This is a genomic window from Williamsia sp., assembly GCF_036566845.1.
In the GTDB taxonomy this organism is placed as follows: Bacteria; Actinomycetota; Actinomycetes; order Mycobacteriales; family Mycobacteriaceae; genus Williamsia.
This window is the reverse complement of the sequence record NZ_DATCVM010000271.1, coordinates 1-15,603: the sequence shown is the minus strand read 5'-3', so window position 1 is coordinate 15,603 and position 15,603 is coordinate 1. Positions and strand designations below refer to the sequence as shown.

Here is a 15,603-nt window from a genome sequence, read left to right as displayed (position 1 = left end):
TCACCGATGACTTGGACTCACCGACCGGCCCGATCAGGGTGATCGCTCCCCCGGTCAGCGCTCGCCGCCCAACCGGTGACGAACTCCCGGAACCGGGCGGCGGCCGGATTCATGGCGGTCTCCCGTTTCCAGATCAGCCCGACCTCGCGAGTGTTCTGCGAGCCGCCGAGTGTCACCATCGAGATACCCGGCGGCAGTTGGGAATCGTGCTCCACCGGCAGCACCGCGACCCCGAGCCCGGCGGCCACCAGCCCACCCACCGTCGCGAGCTCGGCGGATTCAAAGGTGATACGCGGACGGAAATCTGCTGCTGCACAGAGCTCCTCCAAGATCCGGCGCATTCCGAAGCCCGTCTCCATCGAGACAAAACTCTCGTCGCGGACGTCGTTGATGGTGACCTGATCCCGCCGCGCGAGCGGATGCGTGTCGGCGACAGCCAGACCGAGGTGCTGACGCATGATCGGCGTCCACCCGACGTCGATGCTCATCGGACGCGGTGAAACGATCGCCAGGTCCGCATCGCCGGAGAGCACCAGCGCCAGCATGTCCTCGGCAGCACCTTGCGCCAACCCGAATGCGACCTGCGACGTCTGACCGCGAAACTCGCGAATCAGTGTGGGTACCAACCAGATCCCGAACGAATGCAGGAACCCGAGCTCGACCCTGCCCGCGACAGGGTTGACCAGCTCCGCCAGTTCGTATTTGGCCGTCTCGATCTCGGCGACCGCCCGACGCACGTGCCGCAGATAGATCTGCCCAGCGGCGTTCAGGTGCAGCCGCTTTCCCTTGCGGTCGAACAGCAGGACCCCGAGATCACGTTCGAGGCGCGCCAATTGGCGAGACAGCGTGGGTTGGGTCACATGCGACCTCTCGGCCGCGGCGGACACGTTCTCCACTTCGGCCAGCGTGACAAACCATTCGTGGTTCATCTGAACCTCCTTATGTCCTGAGCGTATAAGGAGATGCGAAATGATTCATTTCCGTCGTGCCGAATCGGCTGCAACGCTGGTCACCGATGCACACCCTCGACACCAACGACATCGGAACATCCCAGCGCCCGGCGGGCTACCGAGTCGGCGGCCCCGGCTACCGGCGCACGACCCTGGCGCTGTTCGCCGCCGGCATGGGCACCTTCATGACGCTGTACTGCGTGCAAGGCCTGTTGCCGATCTTCTCCGATCACTATGGGGTGTCGCCCGCCATGTCAGCCCTGGCGGTATCGGTTGCGACGGGGCTGTTGGCGTTCGCGATCGTGCCCGCGAGCCTGCTGTCCGAGCGCTTCGGCCGGGTCCGGGTGATGAGTGTCGCGGCGGTGTCAGCATCGGTGTTGGGTCTGGTGTTGCCGTGGAGTCCAACCTTCGAACTGTTGCTCGCCGGACGAGCCCTGCAGGGTCTGCTGTGCGCCGGAGTACCCGCGGTCGCCATGGCGTACCTCGCCGAGGAGATCGACGGCCGATCGCTCGGGACAGCGATGGGCACCTACGTTGCGGGCACCACCATCGGCGGGCTCGTCGGCCGGATGATCCCAACGCTCGCAGTCGATCTCATCGCGTGGCAATGGGCCCTCGAACTGGCCTCGCTGGCCTCTCTCGGCTTCGCCATCCTGTTCGTCCGGATGATCCCGCCCTCCAACAACTTCACCGCTGCGCGCATCACGCCCCGCGCGACCCTGCGCAACCTCGCCGGACACCTTCGTGATGTCCCGTTGCTGTGCCTCTTCGGGCTGGCATTCGTGTTGATGGGCGGATTTGTCACCGTCTACAACTTCCTCGGATACCGACTGATCGACGACCCGTTCGACCTCCCGGTCGTGCTGGCCGGACTGGTGTTCTTGCTGTACCTCGCCGGGACGGTCTCGTCGGCCGCTGCGGGCCGGATGTCGGATGCGTGGGGTCGCAGCCGCGTGCTCGTGGCGTCGCTGGCCGTGATGGTCATCGGGCTCGTTCTGAGTCTCCCCGACTTCCTCCCGACCGTCCTCGCCGGGATATTGCTGTTCACCGCAGGCTTTTTCGCCGCCCACTCCGTGGCCAGTGGATGGGTCGGGGCCCGCGCGACCCACAATCGTGCGGGCGCGTCGTCGCTCTACATGCTCTGCTACTACCTCGGCAGCTCGTTTGTCGGCGCGCTCGGTGGGATCGCGTTCGCCGTTGCCGGGTGGGCCGGCATCGTCGGGTTCGTCGGTGTATTCCTGGTTGCTTCCACGATCTTGATGGTTGTCCTCCTACGCACACACACCCGCCGCCCAAATTCGCTCCACGTGCCTGCGCACGCTCCTGTTGCAACAGGAGCGAACGTCGGCAACCGGAGCGAATTTTCAGGGGGAGGGGGAGACCAGCTCTAGGCTGTTCAGCTCGCGGATGGCTCGGCAACCACGTTGCAGCATGACGATGAACATGTCGTCCCCGCGGGCGGTGTCGCTGGCGAATGCACACCCGAGCGACGGGATCAGCAACGCTTGCAGCATCCCGATCCGGTAGTCGCGCCAACAGGTTTCCCGGGTGTAGCCGGTGATCCCGTAGGCCAGCAGCTCCCGGTGATACTTGTCAACGAGTTCACCTTCCAGCTCAGCTCGTAGTTCCGGGACCAGACTGGTGCCGATGAAGTACGCCAGGTCGCGGGCCGGCAGGCCGACACCCAACGTCTGCCAATCGACCACTGTGAGCCGATCGCTTTCGGTGTCGAAGAGCATGTTGTCGAGCCGGTAGTCGCCGTGCATCAGTGCGAATCGCTCTGGTGAATCACGCAGCCACGGATCGACCAAAGACATTGCAGCGGTGAGTGTCTCGCGATCCTCCGCACTCAACCGGGCGCCGATCTTCTCGATGACCATTCCGGCGCTCATGACCGCGACCTCACCGAGCATCTTGATCGACTCGTCATCCTTCATCGTCATCGACAACGCATGGAAGTCCTGCCAGATCGGGTCACACCACGTCGGTCCGTGCAGGCCGGCCAGGGCGCGCGCCGCCGCGACCGCCTGGTCGGCGCCACAACCACCGATCTGGTCACCCTGCACCGAGGTGGCCTGGTCCTCGAGTAGCAGCGCGAAGTCGCCTGTCTCGTTGTCGATGTCGGAGTGGTAGCACGCCGGTTTGGGTATGCGAACCTTGTCCGCCACCGTCTCGTAGAACGCACATTCACTCCGGTAGCCGAGGATGACGCGGTCGCGGGTGGAGTCATCCTGAGCGGGCAGTTTCAACACGAATGTGGCCGGCAACTGCGACGCGGGCTCGGCGTAGGTCGCCCGGATCCGATAAGTGGCGCCCGTCTGACCGGTCCCGATAGGACTCACATCGACCTCTGTGACATCGATGCTGTCGCCCGTCGCGCTGAGCACCGAGGACAGCCACCCGCTGGTGACATCGGCGGGACGACGCGGAATCGACAGCGCGGCACTCACGGAGTCACCGACTTCATCAGCGGGAGACAGGACATCTGGCGGGATATCAGAGGTGATCTCAACGGGGCTTCCTTTCGATGTGGTTCGGTGTGAATCCGGCACCCGGCCAGGTGCTCACCACGTGGCCACGATCCGTTGATCGTCATCGATGACGTGGTCGCGAACGGCCTTCTTGACGGTCTTTCCGGTTGGGGTCCTGGGGATCTCGTCGGTCAGATAGAACGCTTCCGGGCATTTGAATGCGGCGAGGCGTCGGCCGGCGAACTCTCGGAGATCCGTCGGTGTCGGCTGCGTGCCCGGGCGGGCGACGATGACGGCGCAGGCTCGTTCACCCATGATGCGTTCCGGCAGCCCGATCAACACCACGTCCAACACGTCGGGGTGCTCGAAGAGAACGGCCTCGACCTCGGCGCAGTAGATGTTCTCCCCGCCACGGATGATGACGTCCTTGAGCCTGTCGACCACGAAGATGTAGCCGTCGTCGTCGATGTAGCCGAGGTCTCCGCTGCGGAACCAGCCGTCGATGAAGGATTCGTCCGTGGCGGCCTGATTGTTCCAGTACCCCTTGGCATTCTGCGGCGAGCGAAAGCACAGCTGACCGACTTCCCCGGGACCGAGCGATTCGCCGGTCGGACCTTCGACCAACAGGTCCGCGGTGATGTTGAGTCGGCCGACGCTGTCCGGGTGCGCGAAGTATTCGGCCCCGATGTTGTTGACCACCGCCGATGTCGTCTCGGTGAGGCCGTAGCCGTTGTAGACACGTACCGAATCCCCGAAAACCTCACCGGTCAGTCCCACCAGATCGGGTGGGACACTTGCCGCACCCATCGAGAAGCCCGTGACCTGCCGGCGGAACCTCATCACGTCGGGATGTTCGAGCATCTGCCGGGCAATCGTGGGAGGACCACCGAGGCTGGTGACGTTCTCCTGCTCGGCGAGCCGCATCGCCTTCTCGATGTCCCACCTGCGCAACAACGTGATCTTCGCACCCGCCATGGCGGCGCCGGTGATGCCGTTGATCCCACCGATGTGAAAGAGCGGGGCGGCCTGGATCCCGCTGGATTGAACCGGCGGACCCGACGGTTGGGTTCCACTGATCGTCATGTCGCGGACGGTGGCGAAACCCATGTTCATGATGCTGCAGAGAATGCCTCGATGCGTGATGACCACTCCTTTGGGACGCCCCGTGGTCCCCGAGGTGTACGAGATCGCGACCACGTCATCGGTTGCAGCGGTGGCGAACTCGGCCGGGTCGAGTCCTGGTCCGAACGCCAGATCGTTGTAGGAGTGGTCCCCGACGTGGCTGCTGCCTGCTGTTCGGACCCCGACGATGGCCGGCGCCGAGTGTCCTCGCCCGACGCTCGCGAGCCGCTCGATCCTCTCGGCGTCGGCGAACACCACCTTGGCGCCGCACTCCTCGAGAGCGGTGTGCAACTCCTGGCCCTGCCACCACGAGTTCAGCGGTACCACGATCGCACCGAGGACTACCGCGGCCCAGAACGCCGGCACGAACTCGGGATAGTTCCGCATGGCGATGGCGATCCGATCACCCTGTCCCACATGCAGATCGGACTTCAGCCGCTGCGCAAGACCCAGTGCCTGCGAGCGGATGTCGCCAAAGGTCAATCGGTCGTTCTCGAATACCAGGTGGACCAGGTCACGATGTGCCTGCGCTATCGCGAAGACATCCACCAGCGATCCCGGTATGTGCACAAAAGAACGTATCCGGACGCCGTCGACAAGAACTTCTTCGACCGCGAAGGGACCGAGCAGGCCCGCGAGCCGTGCATCGATTGCGTAGTCACTCGCGAAGGTGCGGCGATCGGTAGCTGGGCCGAGTGTCACGATTGGCTCCCTTGAATGGTTTTCGTGCGGGGGGGTGAACGTCAATCTCGAGGCAGTCCGAGGAGGCGTTCGGCGATGATGTTGCGCATGATCTGGCTGCTGCCGCCGGCGATGGTGCCGGATCTGGTCAGCATGAACAGGGATACCCGTTGCGCTGCTTGCTTATCCGTCATGTCAAGTCCCGCCGTGCCCAGGACACTCATCGCGAGTTCGCTGGCACTCTGCGAGAAGTGCGCAGCAACGAGCTTTCTGATGCTGGCCGACGGACCGGGATCGAGACCCTCGATCTGCCGGAGCGCGATCTGCTGACCCACGGCTTTGACAACCTGTCCGGTCGCCAGCAGCTCGCCGAGGCGATTGTCGAACAGCAGGTTCGCCGGCGTTTCGGCGACCAACTCATCGAGGCCGTCTCCGAGGGTGGTATTTGCTGCGATGGCAACCCTTTCGCTGGCCAGTGTGGCCCGCGCCAGCTTCCACCCGTCATTGATCTGGCCCACCACCATGTGGTCCGGCACGAAGACGTCATCGAGGAACACCTCGTTGAACACGGCATCGCCCGTGATCTCCCGCAGCGGCCTCACCTCGACCCCGGGATCTCTCACATTCACGATGAAGTAGGTGATCCCCCGGTGGTTGTCCGACGCCGGATCGGTGCGGGCCAGGCAGATGGCCCAGTCGGCCTGCATCGCATTCGATGTCCACACCTTCTGTCCGTTGAGCATCCAGCCACCGTCGACGCGCTCTGCCCTGGTCCGCAGTGAGGCGAGGTCGGAACCGGCTCCTGGCTCGGAAAACATCTGGCACCAGGTGATCTCGCCACGCAACGTTTGGGAGACGAACTGGTCGCGCTGCTCCTCGGTCCCGAACTCGATGATGGTGGGCAGCGCCCAGTTCCCGACGACGATGTCGGGAACCCGAATCCCATTTCGGTTCAGTTCTTCAGCAATCAGGATCTGTTCGATCGCCGTCGCTCCCCGGCCGTAGGGTTCGGGCCAGTGCGGCGCGATCAGCCCCTCGTCGGCAAGGGCGATCCTGAGCTTGCCTTCCTCGACCGGTAGCCGGGCGATGAGCTCCGAGATCTCGTTGCGGAGCCGGTCGGTCTCCGTACCCAATGAGACCGCCCACTCCCGGCGCACTCCCGCGCGGACGACCTCGGTCATGCGAGCACGCCAGTGGTCGGAGCCGCCGGACATCTCTCGGAGAGTCAGTGCCCGACGCAAAGACAGATGCGCGTCGTGCTCCCATGTCATCCCGATACCGCCCAGCACCTGAATGCAGTCCTTGGCGTTGAGGACTGCGTTCTCCAGCGCCACCACCCCGGCGGCCCCTGCTGCGACCGCCAGCTGCCTGCGTGATTCGTCGTCTCCGAGGCGGAGATACGCCGTGGCCGCCCCGGCTGCATCCCACGCTGCCGCACCGGCCATTTCGGACCGTGCCAACATGTCGGCGCACAGATGTTTGATCGACTGGAAGGATCCGATGGCGCGCCCGAACTGGACACGTACCTTGGCGTACTCCATTGCCGTTTCCTGTGCCCAGCGGGCGATCCCGGCCGCCTCTGCGCCGGTCATCGTGATCCACAGGTCGAGGACGAGTTCGGTGTCGACACCGGCGAGTACGCTCTCAGCGCCGACCAGGGCGTCAGAGATCGTGACCCTGGACGAGGGGCGGGTGACATCGACGCTGTCGATGGGTGTCACCGTGACCGCCTCCCCTTTCGGCACAACGATCCAGACCATTCCTTCAACCGTCCTGACCGACAGGATGATTCGTGTCGCCTCTTGCGCACCGATGACGTAGCCGGCGTCGCCGGAGACCAGCCAACCGTCTGCTGTCCGTATCGCCTGCGTGTCCCCAACCAACGCGACCACGACGATCTCCGACCCATCCGCCACGCCACGGAGCACCTCGTGGGCATCGGTACCTGCCGCCTGTGTTGCCAGGACCAGCGCACCGACCGCGCTCGTCGCCATTGGACCGGTGGCGATCCGGTACCCGAGTTCGGCGATCACGATCGAGGATTCCTCGACCGTTGCCCCCACTCCCCCAGCCGATTCGGGTATCGACAAAGCCGGAAGACCCAGATCGACTGCCTCGGCCCACCAGAGCGGCGGCTCCGTCGAACGATCACCGGGTGGTGTGTTGACCCCCGCCCGGGCCGCCGCACGAAGCCCGCACCGTTCACCCCAGGAGCCGGTTGACGCGGCAAGGTCCTGCTGGTCCCTGGTTACCGTGAGAGACAATCTGAGCTCGATTCTGTACTGATGGGCAAAGGTGATGGGCGCCTAGTCGCGTGGCGTCGCACGCGACTTGATGACATCCATCGTCGACGAGCTCATGGCCGGTTTCGGGGCACCTTGTTCGTGCATGGTGCCGTGCATCCATGCGATGCCGAGCGATATCCCGGCGGCCGCGGCGTTGTGGGTCGCCTCGAAGTCGAAGGTGCGTCCACCGAAAGACAGTGTGGCGAAAAGCGGTTGGCTTCGATCGCCCCTCGTTTCCCAGCTGACCCTGGCGGCGACGTCGTCGTTGGTGGCGATGATCGGCGGTTCACCTTGGCGATGGAACGTTGCCGTCGCATAATTTCCGGTGCCCAGCATCGCATTGCCGGTCTCCCAGGTCCCGTCTGCCGAGATCGAGCCCCAGACGAACCAATAGTGTTCGAGTTCAGCGATTTTGGAATCGTGGGCGCTGCGCCCCGGTAGGCAGTACATCCGGTCGAGGCCGCCGTATCCGCCGACGATCTTCGAGCCCTCGATGGTCCCGGTCACGGAACATCCCGAACTCGTGTATCCCACATCGTCGGGGAGACCTGGCACGTAGATCGCGGTGACGTTCATCGGGAGCGGCGTGAGGACCACATCGATGCAGTTCTCGTCTTCTTTCCACATGTACTCGTCCGGTCCGAGCGAGATCCGCATTCGATGCTTCGCGCGCATCTGGGCATGTGCCGGGTAGACGATCTGCTTCCCGTCACGTTCGAACCACATGATCAGTCCGGCGTACAAGTCGGTCTCACTGGGGAATCGGAGGTTCCGCGGGTGCTCCCACAGGTCGGTCGAGCATTCGTGGAGGTTGTAGTCGAAGGCGGCGCTCGCCGAGAGTTCACGGATCAGTTCGTAGCGTTTCCCGTCTTCGGTGTCGACCATCGCCCACAGGAACAGGGCGTCGTTGTAAACCCCCGGGAATTGGGTGTCAGCGGTCGAATGGTCTTGTACCGTTGCGTCCGCCAGCGACACGTAAGGGATGATTCCGACCCTGGCTGTATCGACCTTCGCCATGGCGCCTCTTCTCGATGAGCGTGGTGCCCCGACCGGCCGGGAGTGCAATCACGACCGGCGGCGCGGAGAGTGAGGTCGAGGTTACCGTAATGCTTCCAGTATCGTCGCCAAATCGTGTGTTGTGACCACGAGGGCCAGGCAGCACCCGGGACTACCGGGCGCGGAGGTCCTCGAGAACCGTGGTTACCGTCGCCACAGAGATCGCCTGCGGGAACATCACCAGGGCGCGGTCGATGGCGCCCGCACATCGGTCTCGCAGGGCGACCGCCACCCCGTCAGGCGGTGCGACAACAGCGAACGCGTTGAGAACCTCGTCATCGATCAGCGCGCCCATCTGACCCCACTCACCCACCTTCGACAGACGGTGGAGTCGGGTGTGCAGGTCGCCCCAACCGTGCAACTCCAGAACTTTGGCGTACGCCGGAGTTGAACCGTAGAACGCTATCTGGCGCCGAACCGCTTCCGAGACGACGGCCGTCTCGGCCGAGTCCTCACCGGTGACGAGGAAGACGGGAGACATCACCTGGAACTCGCTTCGATCACGACCCGATCGCTGCAGCCCGCGTCGAATCGCCGGCGCCGTGACCTCGTCGAAGTACAACCGGGTCGTGAAAGCGTGACCGATGACGCCGTCCGCGCTTTCACCACACATCTCGGTCATCCGTTCCCCGACGACCGCGACGAACACCTTCGGAGGCCGGTTGGACCGACGGTTCGGGCCTGAACATCGGGGTCATGAGTTTGTGGGTGTAGAACTCGCCCTCGAACCGCAGTTCGCCTTGTTCGTGCCAGGCGCTCCAGATTGCCTGCAACGCAGCGATGAACTCCTCCATCCACCGGACGGGACGGCTCCACGGCATCCCGAACCGTTTCTCGATGTGCGGTTGGATCTGGGCGCCCAGACCGAGGATGAACCGACCCTGCGCGTAGTCCTGCAGATCCCACGCCAGATTTGCCACGGTCATCGGATTCCTGGCGAAAGCCACGGCGATGCTCGTGCCGATCTCGAGGCGCGACGTGTGTTCTGCCGCAAGAAGTAACAGAAGAAACGGGTCGTGGGCGGACGTTACAGTAGGCGGTTCGGCAGGAACAGTCCCCGTGTGCGCCACCGCTCCTGTCGGCCTTTCGAATCCCGACCCAACGATCGCCGCGGCTGATACGGTAAGCATTACAGTAGAGCCGTGAGCAGATCGGGAGTCCCGACGATGAAGTACACCCTGGAATACCCCAGCGAGTTGCCCTCCGCTCCGGACGACTTCCTTCGGCCGGAGGTCATCCGGGAGGTCGCCATCCACGCGGAATCATCGGGGTTTTCAGCGCTGGCGCTCAGTGAGCACCCCGCACCGTCGATGAAATGGCGTCGTGGTGGCGGCCACAACACTCTCGATCCGATTGCCGCACTGAGCTTCATGGCAGCCGTGACCGACAGCATCGCGCTGATGACCAACCTCTACGTGCTCCCGTTCCGCAACCCGTACCTGTCGGCAAAGGCCCTCGGGAGTGTCGAGATCGTCTCGGGCGGCCGGTTGATCGCCGGTGTCGGCGCGGGCTATCTGCGGTCGGAGTTCGCCGCCGTCGGTGTCGATTTCGACCGTCGAGCAGAACTGCTCGACGAAGCCCTCGATGCGCTGCAGTCCATCTGGACCAGACCTCAGGTTCCGTTCGCCGGCAAGGACTTCGAAGCTCAGGGACCACTCTGGCTGCAGAACCCGATCCAGCAACCGCACCCGCCGATCTGGATCGGCGGCAACGGTAATGCAGCCATGCGCCGCGTGGTCGAGCACGGTAGCGGCTGGATGCCGATCATCGCGTCGGCGGGCCTGGCCTCGGCCATTCGTACCGTCGCCATCGAGGATGCCGATCAGTTCGAGGCGGCAGTCGGCCGGCTGCGGACCCGGTTGCTCGCCGTCGGTCGCGATCCCTCGTCGGTCGATGTTCAAGTCGTCTGCCCGCACATCGACCTCGATGATCACGCCTCGCTGTCCGAGGCCCGGACGTTTGTCAACGACATGGAGCGGCGCGGAGCAACCTCGGTCGTCGTCCACGTCGACGGATCAAGCCCACAGGCTGCGACCAACTTCATCAAGGTATTCGGCGAGGCCGTCATCGACGGCTGACTCGGGACGCCGCGATATCGCCACGATGTCGGGGAGACAAGCACCAACACCTGGCAACAGTTACGAGATGTGAAGGCACAGTATGAGAGTTCCGTTCACCTGGAAGGTCACCGGCTGGTTTGTGATCGGGTGGTCGCAGGAGTTCGCGATCATGCAGGTCCGCCCGCTGAAGTATTTCGGCGAAGACCTCGTTGCCTACCGCGGCGAGTCCGGAGAGATGCACGTGACCTCCGCGCGGTGCCGACACCTCGGCGCCCACATCGGCCACGGCGGCAAGGTGGTCGGCGATTGCGTGGAGTGCCCGTTCCATGGATGGCAGTGGGGACCCGACGGTGTCAACAAGTACCGGCCCGACGAGCCCGACCGCCCGAACAAGCTGCTGAAACTGCGGGTGTTCCCGGTTCAGGAGCAGTACGGCCTGGTGTTCATGTGGCACCACCCCGAAGGCAAGGCACCGAGCTGGGAACTACCTGATCTGTTCGACAAGTTCCCCCAGTTCCCCACCGACCGAGAGGCGTACTACCGCCCGTATCCCGAGTTCTCGAGGAAGTCCGAGCACGAACCGGTTCATCCGCAGATCGTGGCCGAAAATGGCCCGGACAGTGCGCATTTCCGCTACGTGCACAATGCCTCGGTGACGCCGGTGAGCCTGAACTGGGAAATGGTCGACAACGAATGGCGGTTCCTCACCGGGTGGCCGGACGTGCGCAGCGATGACCCCGACAAGATGGCGTTGTTCATCCACAGTCATTTCTCGGGGCTGGGATTCGCGATCAGCGCATTCGAAGGGTCCACCAACTACCGCCTGATTTTCGCGTGCACCCCGGTGGAGGACGGCTACTCCGATCTGTTCTATTCGATCTGGTGGCCACGCAACCCGGGCGACGAGTCCGACATCCCACCCGACGATATTCGCGAGAAGGTCGAGCGACAGTATCTGGTCACGGTTTTCGAAGACCTCGACATCTGGCGCTACCAGGAGTACGTCGAACGCCCGCCGCTGTCCCGGGTGGACGCGAAACCGTATATGGCGATGCGGAAGTGGGCCACCCAGTTCTACGACGTGCCGCCGACGGACGACAGCATGGCCGCGAGATGAGGACTGATCTGGCCGAACTGGTTGCACCCGGCCACACCGCCATCGTCACCCAGGAGTTGCAGGGTGCCGTCGTCGGTCCGGATGCCGGTCTGCGCGTACTCGCCGACGAGGCACGCCGCGAAGCGTTGCCGAACATCGCGCGTCTGCTTCCCGCCGCACGGGCGGCGGGTGTGCAGGTGGTGCACTGCCTCGTCCAGCGAAGGCCAGATGGACTCGGTTCCAACAGCAACGCGAAACTGTTCGCCATCGGACGCAGTGCGGTGGGCATCGCACCCGGCACACCGGGCTCCGCACTCCTGCCTGACTTCGGGCCCGAACCAACCGATCTGACCCTGAGCCGCTGGCACGGTCTGGGTCCGATGGGCGGCACCGATCTCGATGCCATCCTCCGCAACCTCGGCGTGACGACCATTGTGGCCGTGGGTGTCTCACTGAACGTCGCGATCCCGAATCTGGTGATGGACGCGGTCAACGCCGCCTACCGGGTGGTCCTGCCGAGAGATGCGGTCGCCGGATTTCCGGCCGACTACGGCGCAGCCGTCATCGACAACACGTTGTCGTTGCTGTCCACGGTGACAACCACCGACGAGCTACTCCGAACCTGGAAAGACATGCCAACCACACGACTGTGAAGGGTGCGCTTCGCCGGTGTTCACTATTCAGTTCTCAAAGGTCCTGCAGTACACAGCGATTGCCGTGTCGCTCGGGGTTCTCCGAATATGTCGTCGTAGGTTTGCTGGTCTTGCGGTTCCGATTCTCGCCTGGTTATGCGGCGGCGAGGTCGGACGTCAGGGTGCGGCGGGCGTGAGACCGCAACGGAGTTCTGGTCGCGTCGTCAGGGTTGATGAACCAGGGATGGCCGTCGGACCCGATGAACACTTCCCAGCCCATGTGGTGGATGTACCGGTGATGGCGCCGGCATAGGGCGGTATTGGCGAGACTCGTCGCGCCGCCCTGGCTCCAATGCCGGATGTGGTGCGCGTCCGTGCGGCCGGCAGAGCAATCGCACCCCGGGTACGCACATCCTCGATCGCGGGCAATGAGGGCTTTACGGATTGCCGGAGTTACCGTCCGGTGGTCTCGGCCGACATCAAGCGGCACCATGTTGTTGTCCACCAAGATCTTCGTGATCACCGAATCACACGCCACCAGTTGCGCGGTCGACGCCGACGCCGGCCCGGTCCACTCGAACGCCGCCGCCACCTCCGGAGCCTTCGCTCCCGGGATACCGCTCAACTGCAACGTCTGCAGCCCTTCGGGTGTGAGCGTCAAAACCACCTGCGGTGTCGCCCCGCCGCGGGTAGGTCGGTCCTCCTGCTCGAGGTAGGAATCGACTAGGCGTTCCAACGCGTCCGCCCGTTTCTGGGCGCTGGTGCGTTTGTCGGGTGAACCGTCGGGTTCAGGTACCGGTTTCGACAACGGGTCGAGCGCCACCCGCAGTTTTTCGCCGAGCAGGTTGTCCAGATCCAACGTCCCGCGACTGCGCCCATCGTCACCCAAGCCGAGCGTGAACTCGTTCAGCTCATGATTCTCCGCATCGGGGACCGCCTTGTCCGGCGGCGACAACACCAACGCCATATGCCGCGCCCGCACCGACACCGCCGCAGGAGTGGCCGACAACGCCTCCGCCCACAGGCCTCGCACACAATCGGTCCGGTCCTCGTCCGACAGGTCTGGGTTGCGCCGGGCAATGTGGCCCAAGCCCTTCACAATCGCATCCACATGCTCACCCGACAACGACCCATCCACCGCATAGGACGCGACCAACGCACTATCATCCAACGCGCCGCCCACCCTCACGTAGCGGTGCGCCACCGCCGGCGCCATCCCCGCCTGCTGCAACAACGTGGCCGTAGAACCCTCACCCCTCCGCGTGGCGATCCCCCGCGCATCGAGTTCACCCACCAGCCGGAAAAGTATCTGTTCCACAACATGATTGAGACGGATCACCATCACAACCCGCGACGACAACTCAGCATCGTCACCCGCGACCACAGCCGCATCCCCTGCCAGATCAGACAGTCTGGCGAACATTCCCCCGAAGTCCATGACTCAATAATACCCGCCACGATCGCGATTCGCACAAACTTTCGAGTACGCCAATTCGCTTGGCCTGCAATGATTTTTAGCCAGAGTGAGCGAGGCAACCGTCCAGTCTACCGAGACGGTACGACAATCAATGCTCCCTCAATCACGCTCACCTGCACCCTTCTTCAGGCGCCTACGCGTACGCCGTCGTACCGATGCGATGGCGATGTCGCCGAACTTTCGCATCGCACCACCGAAGGGTGGGGTGGCGACCGCTGTCGTGATGGTGAACCGGACGTCGGTGCCGACGACACTTCGCTGGTGGCTGAAGGTGTCGAAGCCCGTTTTGCCGTGGTACGCGCCCATGCCACTGTTGCCGACACCGCCGAACGGGGCGTCCGAGGGCATCATGTGGATCGCGAAGTCGTTCCGGGCCACCGCGCCGCTACGTGTGCTCCGCACGAACTCGCGAAACTCCGTTCCGTCGGGTCCGAACCAGTACGCAACGAGCGGCGCCGGGCCGCGATTGACATGGTCGATGGCCTCCGCCGGCGTCGAATACGATTTGACAGCCAGCACCGGACCGAAGATCTCCTCGTCGGCGATCTTCATGCGGGCGTCGATGTTTCGCACAGTGGTCGGCGCGATCTTGCGGGTACGGGCATCCGGAAGCGGTTCTCCGTCGGGGGTGGCCGACTCGATCCGGGCACCGAGCGACCGCGCGTCCTCGAGCAATCCGACCACCCGATCGAAGTTCGCCTGGTTCACGTTCGAGGCGTAGTCGTCGTTGTCGAGGATCGTCGGGAACATCTCACGAAAGGTCTTGTGCACCACTTCGACGAACTCGTCGACCCTGTCATCCGGTACGAGGACGTAGTCGGGGCAGACGCAGACCTGGCCGCCGTTGACCATCCTCCCACGCGCGATTCGCGCCGCCGACCGGGCGATGTCGGCGTCCGGGGCCACCACCACCGGGTTCTTCCCTCCGAGTTCGAGCGTGACCGGCACCAGGTTGTCGGCAGCCGCACGCTGGACAAGCTTGCCGACGGCCGGTGAACCGGTGAAGAAGATGTGGTCGAACGGCAGCGATACGAACGCGGCGGCGACATCCGGTCCACCGGTCACGACCACCAGCTCGGTGTCGTCGAAGTACTTCTGAGCCAAGATCTTCACCAGCTCCGCGGTATTGGAAGTGACCTCAGACATCTTGATCATCACCCGATTGCCGGCCGCGAATGCGGTTGCTGCCGGCAGGATCACGAGATTGAGCGGGTAGTTCCAGGGCCCGACGATGCCGATGACTCCCAACGGCGTCGGCTGCACCTCGGCGTTCAGGCCGACGAGTTTGCCGGCGCGCATCAGCGTCGTCGATCGCATCCACCGACCGAGGTGCGACCGCGTGTGTTCGATCACCGACATCATGCCGAAGATCTCGGTCATGAGGGTCGCGGTTCGCGACCGGGAGCCGAAGTCCGCCACCATCGCATCGACGAGGGCGTCGGAATTGTCGAGAACGAGCGCCATCAGACGATCGATCCGATTGCGGCGGAGTGCTATTCCGGGTGGCCCGTCGTGCAGGAACGATTGCCGCAACCGATCGAGGACCGGCTGCAGTTCGATCACCGGCGGACCGGTCGTGATGCCGGGCTCTGCGTGGTCGGTTGTGCTCATGTCATGTCCATTCCATGGCTCCGGCGCCGAAGACTCCTTCGGCGCCAGAGCATCGTTCGCGGCTTCGGTAGTCGATCAGGTGGTCGGCTGGGCGAACAGATATCCGACGTCGATCGGCTTCAGGTCGACGATCGTCCCGTTTTCCTCGGACCGACCGACCAG

11 protein-coding genes and 1 pseudogene are annotated in these 15,603 nt (G+C 64.0%); 4 read left to right on the top strand and 8 right to left on the bottom strand.

What is annotated here, in order from left to right; genetic code table 11:
• Positions 1-17: 17 nt before the first annotated feature.
• Entirely contained in the window at positions 18-929 is a 912-nt protein-coding gene (locus VIQ49_RS26150; protein ID WP_331889603.1) for a LysR family transcriptional regulator, read from the bottom strand.
• Positions 930-1,015: 86 nt separating this feature from the next.
• Here VIQ49_RS26150 and VIQ49_RS26145 point away from each other — a divergent pair, with 86 nt between their 5' ends.
• Complete coding sequence (locus VIQ49_RS26145; RefSeq protein ID WP_331889602.1) at positions 1,016-2,341, top strand: MFS transporter; 1,326 nt, start codon at positions 1,016-1,018, stop codon at positions 2,339-2,341.
• Here VIQ49_RS26145 and VIQ49_RS26140 read toward each other — a convergent pair.
• From VIQ49_RS26140 to VIQ49_RS26120, 5 genes and pseudogenes are all read right to left on the bottom strand, one after another.
• The gene (locus VIQ49_RS26140) at positions 2,315-3,400 is read right to left on the bottom strand and encodes a phosphotransferase family protein (protein ID WP_331889601.1); all 1,086 of its coding nucleotides are present in this window, start codon (positions 3,398-3,400) and stop codon (positions 2,315-2,317) included. The two genes, VIQ49_RS26145 and VIQ49_RS26140, sit on opposite strands and share 27 nt — an antisense overlap.
• Positions 3,401-3,514: 114 nt before the next feature.
• Positions 3,515-5,245 (bottom strand): class I adenylate-forming enzyme family protein, encoded by a 1,731-nt coding sequence (locus VIQ49_RS26135; protein ID WP_331889599.1) that lies wholly within the window; start codon positions 5,243-5,245, stop codon positions 3,515-3,517.
• 41 nt (positions 5,246-5,286) lie between these two features.
• Entirely contained in the window at positions 5,287-7,488 is a 2,202-nt protein-coding gene (locus VIQ49_RS26130) for an acyl-CoA dehydrogenase (RefSeq protein WP_331889597.1), read from the bottom strand.
• Between the two features lie 42 nt (positions 7,489-7,530).
• Positions 7,531-8,526 (bottom strand): hypothetical protein, encoded by a 996-nt coding sequence (locus VIQ49_RS26125; protein ID WP_331889595.1) that lies wholly within the window; start codon positions 8,524-8,526, stop codon positions 7,531-7,533.
• Positions 8,527-8,677: 151 nt separating this feature from the next.
• Positions 8,678-9,599, bottom strand: a pseudogene (locus tag VIQ49_RS26120) (TIGR03617 family F420-dependent LLM class oxidoreductase); the annotation flags it as partial.
• Positions 9,600-9,731: 132 nt separating this feature from the next.
• On the opposite strand from VIQ49_RS26120, the gene VIQ49_RS26115 reads away from it, so the two are divergent.
• The 3 genes from VIQ49_RS26115 (at position 9,732) to VIQ49_RS26105 (ending at position 12,374) form a co-directional block, all read left to right on the top strand.
• Positions 9,732-10,643, top strand: a complete 912-nt coding sequence (locus tag VIQ49_RS26115; protein WP_331889663.1) for a TIGR03619 family F420-dependent LLM class oxidoreductase — start codon at positions 9,732-9,734, stop codon at positions 10,641-10,643.
• A gap of 82 nt (positions 10,644-10,725) precedes the next feature.
• Positions 10,726-11,742 carry a Rieske 2Fe-2S domain-containing protein gene (locus tag VIQ49_RS26110; RefSeq protein ID WP_331889593.1) on the top strand — a complete coding sequence of 339 codons (1,017 nt, stop codon included), beginning with the start codon at positions 10,726-10,728 and terminating at the stop codon, positions 11,740-11,742.
• The gene (locus VIQ49_RS26105) at positions 11,739-12,374 is read left to right on the top strand and encodes a cysteine hydrolase (RefSeq protein WP_331889591.1); all 636 of its coding nucleotides are present in this window, start codon (positions 11,739-11,741) and stop codon (positions 12,372-12,374) included. Before VIQ49_RS26110 ends, VIQ49_RS26105 begins: the two co-directional genes overlap by 4 nt.
• A 133-nt stretch (positions 12,375-12,507) precedes the next feature.
• Here the strand turns inward: VIQ49_RS26105 and VIQ49_RS26100 are convergent, their stop codons facing one another.
• Both VIQ49_RS26100 and VIQ49_RS26095 read right to left on the bottom strand, forming a co-directional pair.
• Positions 12,508-13,791, bottom strand: a complete 1,284-nt coding sequence (locus VIQ49_RS26100; protein ID WP_331889589.1) for an HNH endonuclease signature motif containing protein — start codon at positions 13,789-13,791, stop codon at positions 12,508-12,510.
• Positions 13,792-13,929: 138 nt separating this feature from the next.
• Positions 13,930-15,441, bottom strand: a complete 1,512-nt coding sequence (locus tag VIQ49_RS26095; RefSeq protein WP_331889587.1) for a coniferyl aldehyde dehydrogenase — start codon at positions 15,439-15,441, stop codon at positions 13,930-13,932.
• Between the last annotated feature and the right edge of the window lie 162 nt (positions 15,442-15,603).

Coding starts and splice junctions, on each gene's coding strand:
- VIQ49_RS26150 (WP_331889603.1), bottom strand. CDS start 929: ATGAACCACGAATGGTTTGTCACGCTGGCCGAAGTGGAGAACGTGTCC.
- VIQ49_RS26145 (WP_331889602.1), top strand. CDS start 1,016: ATGCACACCCTCGACACCAACGACATCGGAACATCCCAGCGCCCGGCG.
- VIQ49_RS26125 (WP_331889595.1), bottom strand. CDS start 8,526: ATGGCGAAGGTCGATACAGCCAGGGTCGGAATCATCCCTTACGTGTCG.
- VIQ49_RS26115 (WP_331889663.1), top strand. CDS start 9,732: ATGAAGTACACCCTGGAATACCCCAGCGAGTTGCCCTCCGCTCCGGAC.
- VIQ49_RS26110 (WP_331889593.1), top strand. CDS start 10,726: ATGAGAGTTCCGTTCACCTGGAAGGTCACCGGCTGGTTTGTGATCGGG.
- VIQ49_RS26105 (WP_331889591.1), top strand. CDS start 11,739: ATGAGGACTGATCTGGCCGAACTGGTTGCACCCGGCCACACCGCCATC.
- VIQ49_RS26100 (WP_331889589.1), bottom strand. CDS start 13,791: ATGGACTTCGGGGGAATGTTCGCCAGACTGTCTGATCTGGCAGGGGAT.
- VIQ49_RS26095 (WP_331889587.1), bottom strand. CDS start 15,441: ATGAGCACAACCGACCACGCAGAGCCCGGCATCACGACCGGTCCGCCG.